The organism is Pseudomonas sp. IT-P260, assembly GCF_949768395.1.
In the GTDB taxonomy this organism is placed as follows: domain Bacteria; phylum Pseudomonadota; class Gammaproteobacteria; order Pseudomonadales; family Pseudomonadaceae; genus Aquipseudomonas; species Aquipseudomonas parakoreensis.
Genome location: NZ_CATKPO010000041.1, coordinates 350,411 through 370,855 on the forward strand (window position 1 = coordinate 350,411; position 20,445 = coordinate 370,855).

Annotated in this window: 20 protein-coding genes; 6 read left to right on the forward strand and 14 right to left on the reverse strand. The window is 60.2% G+C overall.

Annotation, left to right across the window (positions count from 1 at the left end; translation table 11 throughout):
* Positions 1-45: 45 nt before the first annotated feature.
* Positions 46-588, reverse strand: coding sequence for a YaeQ family protein (locus tag ACM6HV_RS22785; protein ID WP_041063193.1), 543 nt, complete (start codon positions 586-588; stop codon positions 46-48).
* 146 nt (positions 589-734) lie between these two features.
* On the opposite strand from ACM6HV_RS22785, the gene ACM6HV_RS22790 reads away from it, so the two are divergent.
* Together ACM6HV_RS22790 and ACM6HV_RS22795 are read left to right on the forward strand one after the other, a co-directional pair.
* Entirely contained in the window at positions 735-1,934 is a 1,200-nt protein-coding gene (locus ACM6HV_RS22790; protein ID WP_414905351.1) for a CaiB/BaiF CoA transferase family protein, read from the forward strand.
* Positions 1,861-2,841, forward strand: coding sequence for a TIGR02285 family protein (locus tag ACM6HV_RS22795; RefSeq protein ID WP_414905352.1), 981 nt, complete (start codon positions 1,861-1,863; stop codon positions 2,839-2,841). The genes ACM6HV_RS22790 and ACM6HV_RS22795 overlap by 74 nt, the downstream gene beginning before the upstream one ends.
* A gap of 176 nt (positions 2,842-3,017) precedes the next feature.
* On the opposite strand, the gene ACM6HV_RS22800 is transcribed toward ACM6HV_RS22795, so the two are convergent.
* The 7 genes from ACM6HV_RS22800 to xerD form a co-directional block, all read right to left on the reverse strand.
* Positions 3,018-3,299 carry a DUF3509 domain-containing protein gene (locus ACM6HV_RS22800; RefSeq protein ID WP_027610974.1) on the reverse strand — a complete coding sequence of 94 codons (282 nt, stop codon included), beginning with the start codon at positions 3,297-3,299 and terminating at the stop codon, positions 3,018-3,020.
* 162 nt (positions 3,300-3,461) lie between these two features.
* Positions 3,462-3,869 (reverse strand): response regulator, encoded by a 408-nt coding sequence (locus ACM6HV_RS22805; RefSeq protein ID WP_086792202.1) that lies wholly within the window; start codon positions 3,867-3,869, stop codon positions 3,462-3,464.
* Between the two features lie 127 nt (positions 3,870-3,996).
* Positions 3,997-5,349 carry a transporter substrate-binding domain-containing protein gene (locus tag ACM6HV_RS22810; RefSeq protein ID WP_145597579.1) on the reverse strand — a complete coding sequence of 451 codons (1,353 nt, stop codon included), beginning with the start codon at positions 5,347-5,349 and terminating at the stop codon, positions 3,997-3,999.
* A gap of 119 nt (positions 5,350-5,468) precedes the next feature.
* Positions 5,469-6,878, reverse strand: a complete 1,410-nt coding sequence (thrC, locus tag ACM6HV_RS22815) for a threonine synthase (RefSeq protein ID WP_027610971.1) — start codon at positions 6,876-6,878, stop codon at positions 5,469-5,471.
* A gap of 66 nt (positions 6,879-6,944) precedes the next feature.
* A complete protein-coding gene (locus ACM6HV_RS22820) occupies positions 6,945-8,249 on the reverse strand; it encodes a homoserine dehydrogenase (RefSeq protein ID WP_145597577.1) in 1,305 nt (434 codons plus the stop codon).
* Positions 8,250-8,380: 131 nt separating this feature from the next.
* Entirely contained in the window at positions 8,381-9,112 is a 732-nt protein-coding gene (dsbC, locus tag ACM6HV_RS22825; RefSeq protein WP_007967782.1) for a bifunctional protein-disulfide isomerase/oxidoreductase DsbC, read from the reverse strand.
* Between the two features lie 255 nt (positions 9,113-9,367).
* Positions 9,368-10,264: a site-specific tyrosine recombinase XerD gene (xerD, locus tag ACM6HV_RS22830; protein WP_041063163.1), complete on the reverse strand. Its 897-nt coding sequence runs from the start codon at positions 10,262-10,264 to the stop codon at positions 9,368-9,370.
* Between the two features lie 108 nt (positions 10,265-10,372).
* Between xerD and ACM6HV_RS22835 the strand changes: the two genes are divergently transcribed.
* The gene (locus ACM6HV_RS22835) at positions 10,373-12,181 is read left to right on the forward strand and encodes a cation:proton antiporter (RefSeq protein WP_414905353.1); all 1,809 of its coding nucleotides are present in this window, start codon (positions 10,373-10,375) and stop codon (positions 12,179-12,181) included.
* A 106-nt stretch (positions 12,182-12,287) separates the two neighbouring features.
* On the opposite strand, the gene ACM6HV_RS22840 is transcribed toward ACM6HV_RS22835, so the two are convergent.
* The 6 genes from ACM6HV_RS22840 to ffh form a co-directional block, all read right to left on the reverse strand.
* Positions 12,288-12,701, reverse strand: a complete 414-nt coding sequence (locus ACM6HV_RS22840) for an acyl-CoA thioesterase (RefSeq protein ID WP_108181783.1) — start codon at positions 12,699-12,701, stop codon at positions 12,288-12,290.
* A gap of 147 nt (positions 12,702-12,848) precedes the next feature.
* On the reverse strand, positions 12,849-13,199 hold the full coding sequence (rplS, locus tag ACM6HV_RS22845) for a 50S ribosomal protein L19 (RefSeq protein ID WP_003175895.1): 351 nt from the start codon (positions 13,197-13,199) through the stop codon (positions 12,849-12,851).
* A 45-nt stretch (positions 13,200-13,244) separates the two neighbouring features.
* Positions 13,245-13,997, reverse strand: a complete 753-nt coding sequence (trmD, locus tag ACM6HV_RS22850; protein WP_095138289.1) for a tRNA (guanosine(37)-N1)-methyltransferase TrmD — start codon at positions 13,995-13,997, stop codon at positions 13,245-13,247.
* Positions 13,998-14,000: 3 nt separating this feature from the next.
* Positions 14,001-14,537, reverse strand: a complete 537-nt coding sequence (gene rimM / locus ACM6HV_RS22855) for a ribosome maturation factor RimM (RefSeq protein ID WP_003221979.1) — start codon at positions 14,535-14,537, stop codon at positions 14,001-14,003.
* 5 nt (positions 14,538-14,542) lie between these two features.
* A complete protein-coding gene (gene rpsP, locus ACM6HV_RS22860; RefSeq protein WP_003185073.1) occupies positions 14,543-14,794 on the reverse strand; it encodes a 30S ribosomal protein S16 in 252 nt (83 codons plus the stop codon).
* A gap of 249 nt (positions 14,795-15,043) precedes the next feature.
* Entirely contained in the window at positions 15,044-16,420 is a 1,377-nt protein-coding gene (ffh, locus tag ACM6HV_RS22865) for a signal recognition particle protein (protein WP_041063139.1), read from the reverse strand.
* A gap of 195 nt (positions 16,421-16,615) precedes the next feature.
* On the opposite strand from ffh, the gene ACM6HV_RS22870 reads away from it, so the two are divergent.
* From ACM6HV_RS22870 to ACM6HV_RS22880, 3 genes are all read left to right on the forward strand, one after another.
* A complete protein-coding gene (locus ACM6HV_RS22870; RefSeq protein WP_025112187.1) occupies positions 16,616-17,428 on the forward strand; it encodes an inner membrane protein YpjD in 813 nt (270 codons plus the stop codon).
* A 12-nt stretch (positions 17,429-17,440) separates the two neighbouring features.
* The gene (locus tag ACM6HV_RS22875; RefSeq protein ID WP_414905354.1) at positions 17,441-18,673 is read left to right on the forward strand and encodes an HlyC/CorC family transporter; all 1,233 of its coding nucleotides are present in this window, start codon (positions 17,441-17,443) and stop codon (positions 18,671-18,673) included.
* A gap of 362 nt (positions 18,674-19,035) precedes the next feature.
* Positions 19,036-20,352 carry an MFS transporter gene (locus tag ACM6HV_RS22880; RefSeq protein WP_414905355.1) on the forward strand — a complete coding sequence of 439 codons (1,317 nt, stop codon included), beginning with the start codon at positions 19,036-19,038 and terminating at the stop codon, positions 20,350-20,352.
* The last annotated feature ends 93 nt before the right edge of the window (positions 20,353-20,445 follow it).

Here is a 20,445-nt window from a genome sequence, read left to right on the forward strand (position 1 = left end):
AAACTTCTCTTGAATACGTGGGATTAATCAGCAGGCGACGCGGGATCAGCCGCGCTCGCCTGCCAGCCATTCCAGCTGGACTTCGTGCTGACCACGGTCGTCGGTGACGAAGATCGTGCCTTCGCTGATCATTACGTCCCACTTGATGACACGCGGCATGTCCTTGGCCAGGGTTTCCAGCACCTCTTGCGGCACGGCGGCGATGTTGACGTTTTTCAGGTTCTTCGCCACCGGCACCACTTTGCCTTCCCATACGCGCAGGCTGCCATAGGCCAGCAGGCTGGTGCGTTCGGTGCGACGCGAGCACCAGGTCAGGCGATCGGCATCCGGCTGGCCGACTTCAATCCAGTGCAGAACACGGTCGTCCAGGCTTTTTTCCCACAGCGCAGGTTCATCCACATCCGACAGACCACGGCCAAACGACAGCAGTTCGTTGTACCAAAGGGCGTAGGCCAGCAGCCGCACGGTCATGCGCTCTTCGGTTTCCGAAGGGTGACGGGCGATGGTCTGCTTGACGCTCTCGTAGACACCACGGTCGAGGTCAGTGAGGTTCAGTTCGAATTTGTAAGTGGTAGACGGCTGGGCCATGAACGGGCTTCTTGATACGAGGAAAGTCGGCAAGTCTAACCGATGCGGTAGGCAATCATCGAATTGATGGCGATCAAGCTGCGGCGTCTGACAGCCGGCTATGTTAAAACGCTGTATCTGCTCAGCCTTGTCCTACAGGATTCAGTATGCCGTTCGCCAACAAACCGCTCAGCGGTGTGAAAGTCATTGAATTGGGTACGTTGATTGCCGGGCCGTTCGCCTCACGCATTTGCGGCGAGTTCGGCGCGGAAGTGATCAAGGTCGAATCGCCCGACGGCGGCGATCCGCTGCGCAAATGGCGCAAATTGTATGAAGGCACTTCGTTGTGGTGGTTCGTTCAGGCGCGCAACAAGAAGTCGCTGACGCTGAACCTCAAGCACCCCGAGGGTCTGGCGATCCTGAAAAAACTGCTGGGCGAAGCCGACATCCTGATCGAGAACTTTCGCCCCGGTGTGCTGGAAAAACTCGGGCTGAGCTGGGAAACCCTGCACGCGCTGAATCCGAAACTGGTGATGGTGCGCCTCTCGGGGTTCGGCCAGACCGGGCCGATGAAGGATCAACCGGGCTTCGGCGCGGTCGGTGAATCCATGGGCGGCTTGCGCTACATCACCGGTTTCGAGGATCGGCCACCGGTGCGCACCGGGATTTCCATCGGTGATTCGATTGCTGCGTTATGGGGCGTGATCGGTGCGCTGATGGCCCTGCGTCACCGCGAGGTCAACGGTGGCCTCGGCCAAGTGGTCGATGTCGCGTTGTACGAGGCGATTTTCGCCATGATGGAAAGCATGGTGCCGGAGTTCGACGTGTTCGGCTTCATCCGCGAACGCACCGGCAACATCATGCCGGGCATCACGCCGTCATCGATCCACACCAGCGCCGACGGCAAGCATGTGCAGATCGGCGCCAATGGCGACGCGATCTTCAAACGCTTCATGCTGATCATCGGCCGCGAGGATCTGGCCAACGACCCGACACTGGCGAGCAACGACGGGCGCGACAGTCGCCGCGACGAGTTGTATGGCGTGATCGACCGCTGGGTCAATTCGTTGCCGCTGCAAAGCGTGCTCGACCTGCTCAACCAGGCGGAAGTGCCGGCCAGCCGGATCTTCAGTGCCGAAGACATGTTCAGCGATCCGCAGTACCTCGCCCGGGAAATGTTCCTGCAGGCGAAACTGCCGGACGGCAAGCCTTTCAAGATGCCGGGCATCGTGCCGAAACTCTCCGAGACGCCGGGCACTTCCGAATGGGTCGGGCCACAGCTCGGTGAACACAATGCGCAGGTGCTGCACGATCTTGGCTACGACGAACAGCAGATCGCCCGGTTGCGCACAGACGGAGCCATTTAAGCTGAAACATCGCCAGACATCGGCCGCCAACCGCGCCCACCACTGGTGGACGTGGCGGCTGTTCGGCCTGCTGTTTCTGCTGGCCCTGCCGGCCTGGGCGCAAGCGAAACCCACGCTGATCTGGTTGCTGCGCGACTTGCCGCCCCTGACCATCTTCGAAGGCCCGAAAAAGGGCCAGGGCGTCATCGATCAACTGATGCCGATGCTGATCGCCGGCATGCCGCAATACGAACACACGCTGATGCGGGTCAATCGCGCCCGGGGCATGCAGATGCTGCACGAGCCGACCTTCACTTGCGATCCGTCGCTGATCTGGAGCAAGGAGCGCACGCAATGGATCGCTTTCTCTATTCCGGCGTTTCGCGCTGTCAGTAATGGTCTGGTGGTGCGTCAGAAGGATCGCAATGTGCTGGCGCCATACCTGGTCGACGGTGAAGTCGATCTGACGGCATTTCTGGCCAACGGCGAAATCAAGGTCGGCGTCGTCGCAGAACGCAGTTACGGCGAGTATCTCGACACGCTGCTCAAGCAGGCCCCGGACGCTGCGCTGACGCCGCATTATGGCAACGACGCCCTGAGCAGCCTGCTATCAATGCAGCGCCTGGGGCGTCTGCAAGTGGTGTTGGGTTACTGGCCGGAGATCCGCTATCAGGCGCATCAGGCGCAAATCGCCGAAGACCAACTGGTGTTCTATCCGATTCGAGGCACCGGCAAATATCTGTCCGGCTATGTCGGGTGTTCCGATACGCCTCAGGGCCGTCAGGCGATCAGTGAGATCAACCAACTGCTGCGTACCCTGCCCCATGAGCAACTGAACCAGTCGTATGCCGACTGGCTGGACCCCGAAATGCGCAAGGATTACCTGCATCAGGCACGGATCTTTTTCGAACAACAGGCCGCGCAATAAAAACCTGCGGGCAAAAAGAAACCCCGAGAAGTGGGGAGACGACTCGGGGTTAAACGCGGTCTACATAAAGACCCGTAGCAGCAAGCGACAAGCACCGGAGCACAATGCTTGATCCTGCTGTTACGGGGTCTGACTGACGGGGATGCAGGAAGGTTCCCACAAAAAATATTTCATCTTTACAGTGCCGCACGCTTATCCAGCGCCGCATTGCGCAAAGCCGCGATGACACAGGGCTCCAACCGCCCTTCGGCAATCAGGACGTCGCGGTGCAAACCATCGACCACATCGGTCAGCAGACGTTTGTCGCTCAACTGCGCCTGATTGAATTCGCGCTCGACCACAAGGGCGCCGTTGCTGTTCTTCAGCGTCACCAGGCATTCGCCATGGGCGCCACACGGAGTCAACGTCACCTGATACGGGCTCAGAGCCTCACCGAGCAATAGACTGATACTTTCCATCTCGATCTCCACTCAATAGTCCGAAAACATTGTGCCTGGGGCGTGTTCACATTAAGTGACCACCGGCCCGAGAAGAAAGTTCTGAATGCCGCGCTGCTGTCGAAGCAGTTAGCGGTCTGTCAGAGCATGCACGGTGAAGATGACAGAAACATAACCGTCGGTTCAGGCACCGGCCGGCTGGGCTGCCGTTTGCAGGTAGCGGTCCAGCAGCCCGCGCATCAGCACTGCCGAAACCGGCGTTTGCAGGCGCCCCAGCAGCATCAGCGCCTGTGTTTGCAGCAGGCTTTCGAGATCGCTCAGCAGGCCCGGTGCTACTCGCCCCAACAGAATGACAGCACTGGCCTCCCGCTCGGCCGCCAGATGCCGGATCAGCGCCAGGCCTTCCCCGCCTTTCAGCTGCGGATCGCAGATCGCGATGTCGACCCTTGTACGACGTTCCAGCGAGCAGCGTGCCGAGGCCAGCGATGACGCCGTGAGCACGTCATAGATACCGAACGCGTTGAGCATCTGGTGCAACGCCATCATTCGATAAGGATCTGGTTCGAGAATCAGGACTTTGAGCGAGCGCATGGGCGACCTCGGAAACGGCAATCGCGGACTCGCCGCAGGGGTTGCCCACTTTAGGCGAGCCTCCTTCAGTCCCCCATCGGAAAAAGAGGCGCGAGACATAGGAAATTTCCCAATATCAGTGCGGACCTTATCCCGCCTCAGCATCACGCTGGGTGATATCTGTCCAGCCCCCGAGCAGGCCGCGCAATTCCCCTTTGGCGCTGTAGAACGGGACGGTCCACTGGTAGATTTCCCGATTGCCATCGTTGAATTGCAAACGGCGCTTGCTGAAGCGGGTCCTGCGCGTTCTCAACTGAATCATGAACTCATCATGCAGCGTGGCGGCAGTGGCTCGCGGTAGCGCATCAACCTCGATCAAGCGGCATCCCTGCACCTGCTCAAAGCGGAGCGACAACGCCTCTTCGTAACTCTTGTTGCACAGGATCAGGCGCCCTTCCAGGTCACGGACGAACACCGGATCAGGCATGGCATCAATCAATGCACGCTGAAAGACCAATTGATCGTCGAGCTCGCTTTGCACGTCTCGATGCCGCTTGATCACGGCCGCCATTCGCCGATTCCATAACAGCGACATCACGCAAAAGCCCCCCACCAAAACCACCCCCCAGCAGCTCGATCGGAGCCAGTGCTGCCAACCGGCGGCGGCAGGTTTCGGCCCGATGCCGCCCAGCCAGTTCAGGCGAATGGCACGGAGTTCGGAAGCCGGAAACGCCTCAAGCGCCTTGTTCAGTATGCTCAGCAATTGCGGCTGACCCTTGCGCACGGCCAGAAGATCGGCCTCCCATTTCCCCTCCAGCAATTCGCCGACCTTCAGCAGGCCGGAGGGATAGAGCTGCGCACCGATTTCATTTTCGATAGTGGCATAGGCCTCACCGCTTTCGACCAGCGCCCTCGCCTCGGCATAGGTTTTCACCGAACGTAACTCGATGGACGGATAATCGCGCCGAATCACCCCCTCCAGCGCATGCCGACCCGGCAATACCAGCACCCGTTTGGCCAACTGCTCCAGCGACTGCACCTGCGGCTCGCCGGCGCGGCCGACAAATACCCAGCCGGCACCGCCAAAGGCATGACTGAAATCCAGGCTCAATCGGCGTTCATCATTCATCGCCAGGGTTGTACTGATGTCCGCAGCACCGGTTTCCAGGCGCTCGAGCATTTGCGCGGTGGAAAAGGATTCCCGGTAGATGAACTGCAAGCCGGTCATGGCGCTGATGCGCTTGAGCACATCGCTGTTGAGGCCGCTCCAATGACCGTGCTCGTCGAGAAACAGGTACAACGGGTACTGCTCCGCCGCCACAATCACTGTCGGATTGTCGCGAATCCATTGCCGCTCTTCCTCATCCAGTACCACGGTGCCGATGTTCAACTTCTCTTCCTCATGCGCCAGATGCGCCGCCGCGCTCACGCGCCAGCCATACAACAGGCACAACAGCAGTACCTGCTTCAGGGCGTGTTTCCATCCTCTTTCAAACAGCATTGCCACTTCCTTCGTGATCGACTCACCCGTCCTTCATGGGCGAAAACCCGAGCAGTGTGGCAGCAGAAACAAAAAAGCCCGTCAGGAGACGGGCTTCAAAATGTGACAGCTTTTTCGGCTTACAGCGGCTTGCCACGGTTGCCATGCTGGCTGACAAAGGCCTGTACGGCTTTCAGCTCGTTTGGCAAAACGGTGCAGCGCTCGTTTCGCTCAAACAAATCAGAAAGATGTGCAGGCAGTTCGAGAGCTTTTCCTACACCGGCTTTCTCCACGGCATCCGGGAACTTCACCGGATGTGCAGTGCCCAGAATCACCATCGGGATGTCCAGGCTGCGACGGCATTCGCGGGCGGCCTTGACGCCGATGGCGGTATGCGGGTCCAGCACTTCACCGCACTGCGCGTAAACTTCAGCGATGGTTTCGCAGGTTTGTGCATCGTCCACGGCCAGCGAGTCGAACAGCTTGCGGGCTTCGGTCCAGCGCTCTTGCTCGACGCTGAAACCACCGCCCTGCTTGAACGAATCCATCAGCCCGGCAATCGCCGCGCCGTTGCGACCGTGCAGGTCGAACAGCAGGCGTTCGAAGTTCGACGAGACCATGATGTCCATCGACGGCGACAGCGTGGCGTGCAGGGTTTCCTTGACGTACTGGTTGCCGCTCATGAAGCGGTGCAGGATGTCGTTGCGGTTGGTGGCGACGATCAACTGGTTGATCGGCAGACCCATGTTGCGCGCCAGGTACCCGGCGAAAATGTCGCCGAAATTGCCGGTCGGCACCGAGAATGCCACCGAACGCGCCGGGCCGCCCAACTGCAGGGCGGCGTGGAAGTAGTAAACGATCTGGGCCATGATCCGCGCCCAGTTGATCGAGTTCACCGCTACCAGGCGCGTGCCCTTGAGGAAGCTCTGGTCGGCGAAGCTGTTCTTGACCATTTCCTGGCAGTCATCGAAGTTGCCTTCGATGGCGATGTTGTGGATGTTCTCGCCGACAATCGTCGTCATCTGCCGACGCTGCACTTCGGACACGCGGTTGTGCGGGTGCAGGATGAAGATGTCGACGTTTTCGCAGTGCTTGCAGCCTTCGATGGCGGCCGAACCAGTGTCACCGGAAGTGGCGCCGACGATGACCACGCGCTCGCCGCGCTTTTCCAGCACGTAATCGAGCAGACGACCGAGCAGTTGCAGGGCAAAGTCCTTGAACGCCAGGGTCGGGCCGTGGAACAGCTCCAGCACCCATTCATTACCGTTGAGCTGACGCAGCGGCGCCACGGCGCTGTGCGAGAACACGCCGTAGGTTTCTTCGAGGATCTTTTTGAAATCCGCGTCAGGAATGCTGCCGGTGACAAACGGGCGCATGACCCGGAAAGCCAGCTCGTGATACGGCAGGCCGGCCCAGGAAGCGATTTCTTCCTGGGTGAAACGTGGCAGGTTTTCCGGGACGTACAAACCGCCGTCGGTCGCGAGACCGGCCAGCAGGACGTCTTCGAAATTCAGGGCCGGTGCCTGGCCGCGGGTACTGATGTAACGCATGACTGACTCCAATGCAGAGTGTTCGCAATGCCGGACCCGCGCACGGGCCCGGTCAATGATGGCGACTTAGTTCAGGTGCTCGACGCGGATCCGCACAACCGGACCGTTGACGCCCGCCAGCGCTTCGAGGGCAGCGATCGCATCGTTGATGCGCTGCTCGACCACGCGGTGGGTCAGCAGGATCATCGGCACCAGACCGTCATGCTCTTCGACTTCCTTCTGCATGATCGACTCGATGTTGATACCGCGCTCCGAAAGGATGCTTGCCACCTGAGCCAGAACGCCCGGATGGTCCTTGGCCTGGATGCGCAGGTAGTAGGCGCTTTCGCAGGCTTCGATCGGCAGGATCGGATGGGCCGACAGCGAGTCCGGCTGGAAGGCCAGGTGCGGCACGCGGTTTTCCGGATCGGAGGTCATCGCGCGAACCACGTCCACCAGGTCGGCGATCACCGACGAAGCGGTTGGCTCCATGCCGGCGCCAGCGCCGTAGAACAGGGTCGAACCGGCAGCGTCACCATTGACCATCACGGCGTTCATCACGCCGTTGACGTTGGCGATCAGACGATCGGCCGGGATCAGCGTCGGGTGTACGCGCAGCTCGATACCGGCAGCGGTGCTGCGCGCTACACCGAGGTGCTTGATGCGGTAGCCCAACGCTTCGGCGTAATTCACGTCGGCGGTGGTCAGCTGGGTGATGCCTTCGGTGTAAGCCTTGTCGAATTGCAGCGGAATGCCGAACGCGATCGACGCCAGAATCGTCAGCTTGTGCGCCGCGTCGATGCCTTCGACGTCGAAGGTCGGATCGGCTTCGGCGTAGCCCAGCGCTTGCGCTTCGGCCAGCACGTCTTCGAAGGTGCGACCCTTCTCGCGCATTTCGGTGAGGATGAAGTTACCGGTACCGTTGATGATCCCGGCCACCCAGTTGATACGGTTGGCGGACAGGCCTTCACGGATCGCCTTGATCACCGGAATGCCACCAGCCACGGCCGCTTCGAACGCCACGATCACGCCTTTCTCGCGTGCCTTGGCGAAAATCTCATTACCGTGAACGGCAATCAGTGCCTTGTTCGCGGTGACCACATGCTTGCCATTCTCGATGGCCTTGAGTACCAGCTCGCGGGCAACGGTGTAGCCGCCCATCAGCTCTATGACGATGTCGATCTCAGGGTTCGTGGCCACTTCGAAGACATCGTTGGTAATCGCAATACCGGTCGTCTGGAACTGAGGCTTTGGCGTGCGCATGGCAATTTGTGCCACTTCGATCCCACGCCCGGCACGACGAGCAATTTCCTCGGCGTTGCGCTGAAGTACGTTGAAGGTACCGCCACCGACGGTCCCTAACCCACAGATGCCTACTTTGACCGGATTCACTGTGAACTCCCCATGAAACGGCCGACGCAAGGTCGGCCGGAAAACAACCGCGCATTCGCGGCTCTCTATTAATGGCCCGACGATGTTGCTGCCGGACCATGATCGTCAACGGCGGACCGTGACGATGCGAATTACTTGGCGCCCAGCGCCAGTTTGGCGACTTGTGGCGCCGGCTGGTAGCCCGGAATGACCTGTCCGTCGGCCAAAACGATGGCCGGTGTGCCGTTCACGCCAATCGACTGACCCAAAGCGAACTGTTTGGAAACCGGGTTCGCGCACTTGGCGGCCTTGATTTCCTTGCCATCGACCATTTTGTCCATGGCGGCTTTCTTGTCGGTCGAGCACCACACAGCCTGCAGTTGCTCGTCACCCGGCGAGCCGAGGCCCTGACGCGGGAACGCCACGTAACGCACTTCGATACCGCGCTTGTTCAGCTCGGGCACTTCGGCGTGCAGTTTGTGGCAGTACGGGCAGGTGGTGTCGGTGAACACGGTGATGTGCGATTTGGTCTCGCCGACAGCCGGATACACCACGGTTTCAGCCACCGGAATGGCGTTGATCAGTTTGGAGATGCCCAGACGCTCGGTCTTCTCGGTCAGGTTGACCGGCTTGCCGTCCTTGAGCTGGAACAGGTAGCCCTGAACGATGTACTGGCCGTCAGCGCTGGCGTACAGCACGCGGCTGCCCTTGAGCTTGACTTCATACATGCCCGGCAACGGGCTGGCACTGATGCTTTCTACCGGAACCTCGAGTTCGAGTTTTTCCAGGCTTTGACGAATGGCTTTGTCGGCCGCGTCATCGGCGACGGCAAAGGTGCTGACCAACGCAATGGCTGCGGCGGCGAAAATCTGGGTCAGACGCATGAGATCTCCTGAAGGCGGACAAATGAAACGGTCAGAACGCCCGTGCCGGAACACCGGGTCATAACCGTCCATCGTGCAAACCGGCAAAGCCTAACACATAAGGCCACGGTGGCCGAATGCGCCTGTCGCCACACTTTCAGGACTGCACAGTTCCTTGTGGGAGCGAGCCTGCTCGCGAAAGCGGTGTATCAGCTAAATGAACACTGACTGACACTCCCTCTTCGCGAGCAGGCTCGCTCCCACAGGATTTTTTGTTCAGCCGCGCGGGTGATGTTTGGCGTGGAGATCTTGTAGGCGAGCCCGCGCCACATGGGTGTAAATCTGCGTGGTCGACAGATCACTGTGCCCCAGCAACATCTGCACCACCCGCAGGTCGGCGCCGTGGTTGAGCAGGTGCGTGGCAAACGCGTGACGCAAGGTGTGCGGTGACAGCGATTTGCCGATCCCGGCGACCTTGGCCCAATGCTTGATGCGGTGCCAGAAAGTCTGGCGCGTCATCTGTTCGCCGCGCTGGCTGGGGAACAGCACATCGCTGGGGCGCCCGCCCAGCAGCTCGCTACGGCCATCACGCAGGTAGCGCTCGACCCAGACAATCGCCTCCTCGCCCATCGGCACCAGGCGCTCCTTGCTGCCCTTGCCCATCACCCGCAACACGCCCTGACGCAAGTTGACCTGCTCCAGCGTCAGGCTCACCAGTTCGGTCACGCGCAGCCCGCAGGCGTACAGCACTTCAAGCATCGCGCGATCACGCTGACCGATGGCTTCGCTCAGGTCCGGCGCCTTGAGCAGCGCTTCGACGTCCGCTTCCGACAACGATTTGGGCAGTGGCCTGCCCAGTTGCGGCATGTCGACGCGCAAAGTCGGATCGACCGTAATCAGCTTTTCCCGCAGCAGATAGCGATAAAAGCCACGCACACCGGAGAGAAACCGGGCGGTGGAGCGCGGTTTGTAGTTCTGCTCGAGACGCCAGGACAGGTGATCGAGGATCAACTCGCGACCGGCATTGATCAGCTCGAGGTTTTTCTCCTGCAGCCAGCCGTTGAACAGCGCCAGATCGCTGCGGTAGGCGCCGCGGGTATTGTCGGACAGGCCCTTTTCCAGCCACAGGGCGTCGAGGAATTGGTCAATCAGCGGGTGGTCGATGGCAGGCATGGGCGCTCAAGACACACAACCTCGGGGGCTGCGTGCAAATGTCGAGTGAACTGTAGGAATGGCCGCTAGTCTTTCATAGCCCGCCATTTCAAGGAACAAGGAGCTTCAATGAACGAACAACAAATTCTCTTGGCATTTGGCGGGATCGGCGCCGCTGCGCTGGGTTGCCAGTGGCTGGCGTGGCGCCTGAAGCTGCCGGCCATTCTGTTTTTGTTGCTGACCGGGATTCTCGCGGGCCCGGTGCTCGGCTGGCTCGACCCACAGGAAATGTTCGGCCCGCTGCTGATGCCGCTGGTGTCGCTGGCGGTCGCGTTGATCCTGTTTGAGGGCAGTCTGACCCTGCATCTGTCGGAATGGCGCGAGATCGGCAGCGTCGTGCATCGGCTGGTGACAATCGGCGCGCTCACGACCTGGGTGGTGATTGCCGTCGCGACTCACTACTTGCTCGGCTTCGACTGGTTGCTGGCGATTCTGTTCGGCAGCCTGACGCTGGTGACCGGGCCGACGGTGATCGTGCCGATGCTGCGGGTGGTGCGACCGAAAGCTTCGATCGCCAACATCCTGCGCTGGGAAGGCATCGTCATCGACCCGATTGGCGCCCTGCTTGCGGTGGTGGTCTACAGCTTCATCATCGCCCGCTCCGAGGGTAACGGCCTCGAACAGAGCCTGCTGACCTTCGGCGGCGTGATTGTCTGCGGCAGCGTATTCGGGGTGGTTGGCGGCTGGGTGCTCGGCACCATCATCCGTCGCCAATGGCTGCCGGAATACCTGCACAACCTCGCCTCGCTGGCAGCCGTGCTGGGGATTTTCATTGCGTCCAATCAGGTGATGCACGAGTCCGGTCTGTTGGCGGTGACGCTGATGGGCATGTGGCTGGCGAACATGAAGGGCGTGGATGTGCGGCACATCCTGCACTTCAAGGAAAACCTCAGCGTGCTGCTGATTTCCGGACTGTTCATTCTGCTCGCGGCGCGGCTGGATCTGCATGCACTGCTCAGCCTCGGGCCGTTGGTGCTGATTCTGCTGCTGGTGATTCAACTGATTGCGCGTCCGCTGAACGTGCTGTTGAGCACTGTCGGCTCCAGCCTGAGCTGGCGTGAACGCGCCCTGCTGTGCTGGATCGCCCCGCGCGGGATCGTGGCGGCGGCGGTGTCGGCGATTTTCGCGATTCGCCTGGATCAAGCCGGGCACGAAGGTGCGCTGCTGCTGGTGCCGCTGACTTTCGCGGTGATCATCGGCACCGTGGTGCTGCAAAGTGCAACCGCTCGGCCACTGGCACGCTTGCTGAACGTTGCTGAACCGGCGCCGAGCGGCTTCCTGATCGTCGGCGCCAACGGCCCGGCGCGTCTGCTGGGCAAATCGTTGCAGCAACTGGGCAGCCGCGTACTGTTGACCGATTCGAGTTGGGAAAATATTCGTGCGGCACGCATGGAGGGTTTGCCGACGTACTTCGGTAACCCGGCGTCGCAGCATGCCGATGCGCATCTGGACCTGGTGGGGCTGGGACATCTATTGGCGTTATCGCCCTCGGGCGAACTGAATACTTTGGCGGCAATGCGCTTTCGCCACGACTTTGGTCACCAGCGTTTGTTCGGTCTGGCCAGCGGTCAGGAAACTCGTCGCACTGACAAGCATCGCGCGAGTCTGGAGCATCGCGGCAATCAGCTGGGCAGCGAGGCGCTGACCTATGCCAAGCTGGCCAGCCTGATCAGCAACGGCGCCGAGCTGTACAGCACGACGCTGACCGACGGTTTTGGCTGGGAGGATTACCAGGCATTGCATGGCAATCGGGCGACCCTGCTGTTCATGCGTGATGACAGCGGCTGGGTGCATGTGGTGACGCCGGAGACCGCTTTGAAACCGGGATCCGGGTGGACCTTGTTGGCGTTGATTCAGCCAGAGGCCAGCGGCGTCTGATCTGACGCTTCGCGAGCAGGCTCGCTCCCACTGTGATCGGAAATTGTGTCCAACACAGAACCTGTGGGAGCAAGCCTGCTCGCGAATGGCGCGACTCGGTTACGGATCAGGCAGGAAATCCGGGCAGTACCGGCACCGGCCGCTTGTCATCATCAATCGCCACAAAACTGAACTGCCCGTGGATCGCTTTCTCGCGACCATCGCAGCTCATGCTCTCGACAAACACTTCCACTTCAACCTTGAGGCTGGTGTTGCCGACTTTGATCACCCGCCCTACCAGCTCGACGATCGAACCAGCCGGGATCGCATGATTGAAGTCAATCCGGTCAGTGGACACAGTCACCAATGGCAGACGGCAGAAGCGTGTGGCGGTGATGAACGACACTTCGTCCATCCACGCCAGCGCGGTGCCGCCGAACAGGGTGTTGTGATGGTTGGTGGTCGGCGGGAAGACGGCTTTGGTCACGCGGGTTACCGAGAGTTCGGTGCGGCGCTGGATTTCCTGGTCACGGGTGGTCATGAAGAATGGCTCTGATTTCTGGCTCCCGAAACACAAGCAAGATCAAAAGATCGCAGCCTTCGGCAGCTCCTACATAGTGAGGGCAGTTTATTACAGGCAACAAAAAAGCAGCCCGTAGGCTGCTTTTTTCTGCATCGGAAGCTGGACTTAAGCCAGTTTTTCCTTGATGCGAGCTGCTTTACCCGACAGGTCGCGCAGGTAGTACAGCTTGGCTTTACGTACGTCACCGCGACGTTTAACAGCCATGCTGTCGATCTGCGGGGAGTAGGTCTGGAAAGTACGTTCTACGCCAACACCGTTGGAGATTTTACGAACGGTGAACGCACTGTTCACGCCGCGGTTACGCTTGGCGATGACAACGCCTTCGAACGCTTGCAGACGGGAACGATCGCCTTCCTTCACTTTCACCTGAACGACAATGGTGTCGCCTGGGGCAAAGGTAGGGATTTCTTTGGTCATCTGCTCTGCTTCGAGTGCAAGGATGATTTTGTTGGTCATGCTGTGCTCCTAAGGTAAATCAACTGATCTACCATCGATACGTTGTTAACTATCGTCCCGCTCGCGGATGTATTCCTCGAGCAGCTTCTTCTCTTCTCCAGAAAGCGAGCGGCTTTCCAGAAGATCGGCGCGTCGTTCATAGGTCCGACCAAGGGACTGCTGTAAACGCCAACGCCGGATATGCGCGTGATTGCCACTCAGCAACACGTCGGGAACACGCTGATCCGCATACACCTCAGGTCGGGTGTAGTGCGGGCAATCCAGCAGACCATCCGTAAAGGAATCTTCCTCAGCGGAATCCGCATGCCCTAAAGCTCCGGGCAGCAGTCGTGTAACCGCATCGATCATGACCATGGCCGGCAGCTCGCCGCCAGACAATACATAGTCACCAATCGACCACTCTTCATCGACATGAGCCTCAATAAAGCGCTCGTCAATGCCTTCATAGCGGCCGGCAATCAGGATCAATGCATCCGATCTTGCCAACTCGCGTACCGCCGACTGAGTCAGTTGACGGCCTTGGGGGGACAGGTAAATCACCTTCGCCGCCTCCCCGGCTGCTGCCTTGGCCTGAACCAGAGCATCTTCCAGGGGCTTGATCTTCATCACCATGCCCGGACCACCGCCAAACGGGCGATCGTCCACAGTGTGATGCCGATCCGTCGTGTAATCCCGCGGATTCCAACAGGTCAGCTGCAACAACCCCTGTTTGACCGCACGACTGGTAATGCCGTACTCACTGATGGCCGAGAACATCTCGGGGAACAACGTTATGACGTCTACGCGCAGGCTGGCCATTGCTTAGAAGTCCGCGTCCCATTCCACCCGCATCACGCCTGCATCCAAGTCGATTGCCAGCACGCATTGCTCCGTGTAGGGCAACAACCGCTCACGATCATCCAGGCTGCCCGCGCAGGGCTTGACCACCAATACATCGTTCGCGCCGGTCTCCAACAGGTGATCAACCTTGCCGAACAATTGCTCGTCCTGGTTGATGACGCTCAGACCCTGCAACTGGTACCAGTAGTACTCGTCGCCTGTCAGGTTGGGCAAAAGGCTTCGTGAGATGCAAATCTCGTAACCGCTCAGAAGACGGGCTTCATCGCGATCGTCGAGGCCTTTGAGCTTGGCAACCAGATCCTTTTGAGTGGATCGGCCGCTGACCAGCTCGACCTGTTTCACCACGCCTTCACGCCGAAGCGTCCAGTTGCGGTAGTCCAACAGGTTTTCAATCGGATCGGTAAAGGAAAAGACCTTCACCTCGCCGCGAACGCCGTGAACCGAAAAAATCTTGCCGACAACGATCAGGTCATCAGCTTTTTCTGGCGTCGCGCTCATACTGCTCAGGCTGCAGCCTTGGCAGATTCCTTCAGCAACTGAGCAACACGCTCAGAAGGCTGTGCACCAACGCTCAGCCAGTAGGCTACGCGCTCTTGGTTCACGGACAGACGGATTTCCTGACCACGGGCAACAGGGTTGAAGAAGCCAACCTGTTCTTTGTGGGAGCCGTCACGCGGGTTACGCGAGTCGGTTACGGTCAGGTGGTAAAACGGGCGCTTTTTGGAGCCGCCAAGGGCAAGACGGATTGTTAGCATGTGAACATCGTTCCTGTAGTCGGTGCTGCAAATCTAAATGCACAGCGGGCATGGGTGCCCGAAAGGCCGCATATTCTAAGGAATATCCGGACTTTTGCAAATGACTTTTTCCGGCGCCCATGGCATGCCGTGCGGATTTGCATATAGAGCCGTCGATGAAAACGGCCGGTCAGCTCCCGCCGAGTGCGGGTTTGCTGTTGATCCTGCGTCCTTGCAGGGTCTGCGCCGGTGCGACGACCGGCGAAGTCTTTACATCTTTGGCATACCGCCGCCGGGCAACATTCCGCCCATGCCGCGCATCATTTTCGCCATACCGCCCTTGGCGGTGAATTTCTTCATCATCTTCTGCATCTGCTTGTGCTGCTTGATCAAGCGACCGATGTCCTGCACCTGGGTGCCGGAACCCATGGCGATCCGGCGTTTGCGCGAGCCACTGATCAGCTCAGGGTCGCGGCGCTCGGCCGGGGTCATGGAGTTGATGATGGCTTCCATCTGTTTGAACTGCTTCTCTGCCGCGTTCTGGGCATTGCCCATTTGCGACAGGTTGACGCCGCCGATGCTCGGCAGCTTGTCCATGAGCCCGCCGAGGCCGCCCATGTTCTTCATTTGTTGCAGCTGATCGCGGAAGTCTTCGAGGTCGAAGCCCTTGCCCTTCTTCAGCTTCTTGGCCAGTTTGTCGGCCTTGTCCTTGTCGAGGGTCGCTTCAGCCTGTTCGATCAGGCTGAGCACGTCACCCATGCCGAGGATCCGCGAAGCGATACGCTCAGGATGGAACGGATCGAGCGCTTCGCTCTTCTCGCCCATACCAATGAACTTGATCGGCTTGCCGGTGATCGCGCGTACCGACAGCGCCGCACCGCCTCGGGCATCGCCGTCGACCTTGGTCAGGATCACACCGGTCAGTGGCAGCGCATCACCGAAGGCCTTGGCCGTGTTGGCGGCGTCCTGACCGGTCATGGCGTCGACCACGAACAGGGTTTCGACCGGTTTGATCGCGGCGTGCAGCGCCTTGATCTCGCCCATCATCTCTTCATCGATGTGCAGACGACCGGCGGTGTCGACGATGACCACGTCGATGAATTTCAGTTTTGCTTCTTTAATAGCCGCGTTGGCGATGTCGACCGGCTTCTGGCTCAGATCGGACGGGAAGAACGTCACGCCGATGTCGTTGGCCAGGGTTTCCAGCTGCTTGATAGCCGCCGGGCGGTAGATGTCCGCCGACACGACCATCACCGACTTCTTCTTGCGCTCTTTAAGGAAGCGCGCGAGCTTGCCGGCGGTGGTGGTTTTACCGGCCCCCTGCAGACCGGCCATCAGAATGACGGCGGGCGGCACAGCGCTCAGGTTCAAGTCTTCGTTGGCCGCGCCCATCAGGCTTTCGAGTTCGGCCTGGACGATCTTCACGAATGCCTGGCCCGGCGTCAGGCTGCGCGACACCTCGGTGCCGACAGCGCGCTCCTTGACCGAATTGACGAAGTCCTTGACCACCGGCAGGGCGACGTCGGCTTCGAGCAACGCCATGCGCACTTCGCGCAGGGTGTCTTTGATATTGTCTTCAGTCAGCTTCGCCTTGCCGGTGACATGGCGCAGCGTCTGCGAGAGACGGTCGGTTAAGTTTTCAAACATTGCGCGATCCTTTCAGGCCCTGTGTAGACCGGGATAATGGCGGCCCAGACCGGATTCAACATGTGCTCGGCGAGCCTGCGGCGTGGGCAGGTCGCGGATTATAGCGAAGACTGCGTCGGGCGGACACCTCGCACTTTCGTGGTGTGGCGGTTCTATGCCAAACTCAGCGCCTTTCGGGCCTGCCTAACAGGATTTATGCTCCCCTTGTCACCCAGTTTGCTGACCACGCTCGCCGCCGCTCTTCTTTATGCCGCTGCGACCCTTTATCAGGGCACCCGCCTGGCCTCCGGCGCCAAGGCGAACAAGCGCCTGCTGGTTACGCTCGGCATCCTCGCCGTGCTCGCCCACAGCGCCAGCCTGCTCACTCACCTGCTGACCCCGATCGGCCTGGGCCTGGACTTCTTCAGCGCCGCCAGCCTGATCGCCGCGGCTGTCATCGCCCTGACGCTACTGGCCTGCTCGCGGATCCCGGTTGAAAACCTGCTGGTGCTGCTGTTCCCACTCGGCGCGGCCACGGTGTTGCTGGCGCAGTTCGCGCCGGCCGGCACGGTGCAGATCATCGACGAAGAGCCGGGCATCCTCGCCCACATCCTGCTGTCGATCCTCGCCTACGGCATGTTCACCATCGCGGTGTTCCAGGCCTTGTTGCTGCTGGTGCAGGATCACCAGCTCAAGCACAAGCACCCGTCGGGCCTGATCAAGAACTTCCCGCCGCTGCAAACCATGGAAAGCCTGTTGTTCGGCTTCCTCTGGGCCGGCTGGACGCTGCTGTCACTGTCGCTGATCTCCGGCTGGCTGTTCGTCGAGAACCTGTTCGCCCAGCATCTGGTGCACAAGACCTTGCTGGCGTGCCTGGCGTGGGTGGTGTTCAGCGTGCTGCTGTGGGGCCGTAATCGCCTCGGCTGGCGCGGCCACAAGGCGATTCGCTGGACCCTCGCCGGTTTCTGCCTGCTGATGTTGGCGTATTTCGGCAGCAAACTGGTTCGTGAATACATCCTGCACATCTGACGGGCGGCATAAATGGACGGTTTGCCCATAGGGCCGATGTTTGCGGTATTTGTCCTGCTGATTTTATGGTCGGGGCTGTTTACCGCCGTCGAAATCGCGCAGCAGCACTTGCTCGCGCAACGCGCCGCCTCGCGCGCCAGCGATAAACCGCTGGCGAAGTTGAGCTTCCCGCTCGACAGTCTGATTCTGTGCAATACCCTGTGCCGCGCCCTCGCGGTAATCATTGCCACGTTGCTGGCGATCTTCCTTTGCGAGGAGAACGGCCCGTGGGCCGCCTGCCTCGTCGCCGGCGCCGTATTGCTGGTGTTTGCCGATTACTTTCCGCGCACCGTGGCCCAGCGCTACCCGGATGCGGTGCTGTCGTTCGGTAATACCCTGCTGGCGGTTCCGCTGAAGATTATTTATCCGCTGGCCTGGCTGCTGAGCCGCATCAGCGGTTTGCTGCTGCGCCCCTTCGCGCGCAAAACCCAAGTGGTGCAGCAAAGCGAAGACGAAGAACCTGCCGACCCGAACGACGACCCGGAACACCCGTCTCGCACCCACCCGGTTTCCGGGATCCACGCGCTGGACAACATCACGGTCAACGACATTCTGGTGCCGCGCAGCGATGTCGACGGCATCAACCTCGACGACTCGATCGAGGAGATCATCGAACAACTGCGCCACAACAAACGCACGCGCCTGCCGGTGTTCCACAGCGACATCAACCAGGTCGAAGCGGTGCTCAACACCCGGCAAATCCGCCATCTGCTCAACGATGGCGAGCTGACCCGCGAAGCGCTGCTGGCCGCCAGCTACGAACCGTACTTCGTTCCGGAAAGCACGCCGCTGCAACTGCAACTGCTCAATTTTCACAAACAGCAGCGCCGGCTGGGCATGGTGGTGGACGAATACGGCGAAGTGCTGGGCATCGTTACCCTGGAAGACATTCTCGAAGAAATCGTCGGCGAATTCGAAAGCGAGCACAGCCTCGACAACCCGCACATCCATCCGCAGCCCGACGGGCGCATGGTGATCGACGGCACCGCGTCGATCCGCGAGTTGAACAAATGCCTGGGCTGGCATTTGCCGAGCGACGGGCCGAAAACCCTCAACGGCTTGGTGACCGAGGCGCTGGAAACCATTCCGGACAGCGCGGTGTGCCTGAAGATCGGCCGCTACCGGCTGGAGATTCTCGAGACCGAGGACAACCGGGTGAGCAAGGTGTTGATCTGGCATACGAGTTCGGTGCCTGCCAAGGTATAAGAGCTGCTGTGGCGAGGGAGCTTGCTCCCGCTGGGTTGCGAAGCAGCCCTGGCTTTTGATTTACCCACAGATTCATGCGACCGCTTCGCGCCCGAGCGGGAGCAAGCTCCCTCGCCACAGAAAGCCCGATAGCAGCGATCTTTGCTCTTGTTCATTCGTTAGCCCCCTTCCTATAATCGAGCCGCTTACCCAAGCGCTGCCGAGCCCTGTGCTTACCCCGCACTGAAGCGGTTTCGGCCATTTCCGCACCACCCCGACGACTGTTCCTACTCGAAACAGCGCTCGCGTCTCATCCCACATCCCTGGGTGTTCAACCATAATAATTCGCTCCAACGGAGCTCATGACTGTCAGGGATCACCGCATGACGACCAGTACCGCTTACAGCGCCACCGCGCCTGCCCAGCCGACCAACTCCGCCACCCGCGTGGCAACGGCGAGCTTCATCGGCACCGCCATCGAGTTCTACGACTTCTACGTTTACGCCACCGCCGCTGCACTGGTGATCGGGCCGGTGTTCTTTCCGCAGACGTCCGGCACCGCGCAGATGCTTTCGGCGTTTCTCACCTTCGGCATCGCCTTCCTCGCCCGACCGCTGGGTTCGGCGCTGTTCGGCCACTTCGGTGACCGCATCGGGCGCAAATCGACGCTGGTCGCCTCGCTGTTGCTGATGGGTGTGTGCACCACGCTGATCGGCGTGCTGCCGGGTTACGACAGCATTGGCGCCTGGGCCCCGATTCTGCTGTGCGTGCTGCGTTTCGGTCAGGGGCTGGGATTGGGTGGCGAATGGGGTGGCGCGGCGTTGCTGGCCACCGAGAATGCGCCGAAGGGCAAGCGGGCGTGGTTCGGCATGTTCCCGCAGCTTGGTCCGTCGATCGGCTTTCTTGCAGCCAATGGCCTGTTCCTGACCTTGGCCATGACCCTCGATGATGAGCAGTTCCGCAGCTGGGGCTGGCGGATTCCGTTTCTGCTCAGCGCGGCACTGGTGATGGTCGGCCTGTATGTGCGCTTGAAACTGCACGAAACCCCGGTATTCGCCAACGCCATCGCCCGTCAGGAGCGAGTGAAAGTGCCGCTGGTCGAGCTGTTCAGCCAATACTGGGCGCCCACCCTGCTCGGCGCGGCAGCGATGGTGGTGTGCTATGCGCTGTTTTATATCTCGACGGTGTTTTCCCTGAGCTACGGCGTGTCCACCCTCGGCTACAGCCGTGAGACGTTTCTTGGACTGCTGTGTTTTGCCGTGCTGTTCATGGCGGCGGCTACACCGTTGTCCGCTTGGGCCAGCGATCGTTACGGGCGCAAACCGGTGCTGATCGTCGGCGGTGTGCTGGCGATCCTGTCCGGATTCCTGATGGAGCCGTTGCTGACACAGGGCTCGACCTGGGGCGTGGCACTGTTCCTGTGCATCGAGCTGTTCCTGATGGGCGTGACGTTTGCCCCGATGGGCGCGCTGCTGCCGGAACTGTTTCCGACCCACGTGCGCTATACCGGCGCATCGGCGGCGTACAACCTCGGCGGCATCGTCGGCGCCTCGGCAGCTCCGTTCTTCGCGCAGAAACTGGTGGTGATGGGCGGTTTGAGTTATGTCGGCGGGTATGTGTCGGCGGCAGCGGTGCTCAGCTTGATTGCGGTGCTGTGCCTGAAGGAAACGCGTGGCAACGATTTGAATCAGGTTGCCTGATAGAAGATCAAAAGCTTCGCGAGCAGGCTCGCTCCCACAGTGTCCGTGCAGTACACAAAATTTGTGAACACCACCGAACCTGTGGGAGCGAGC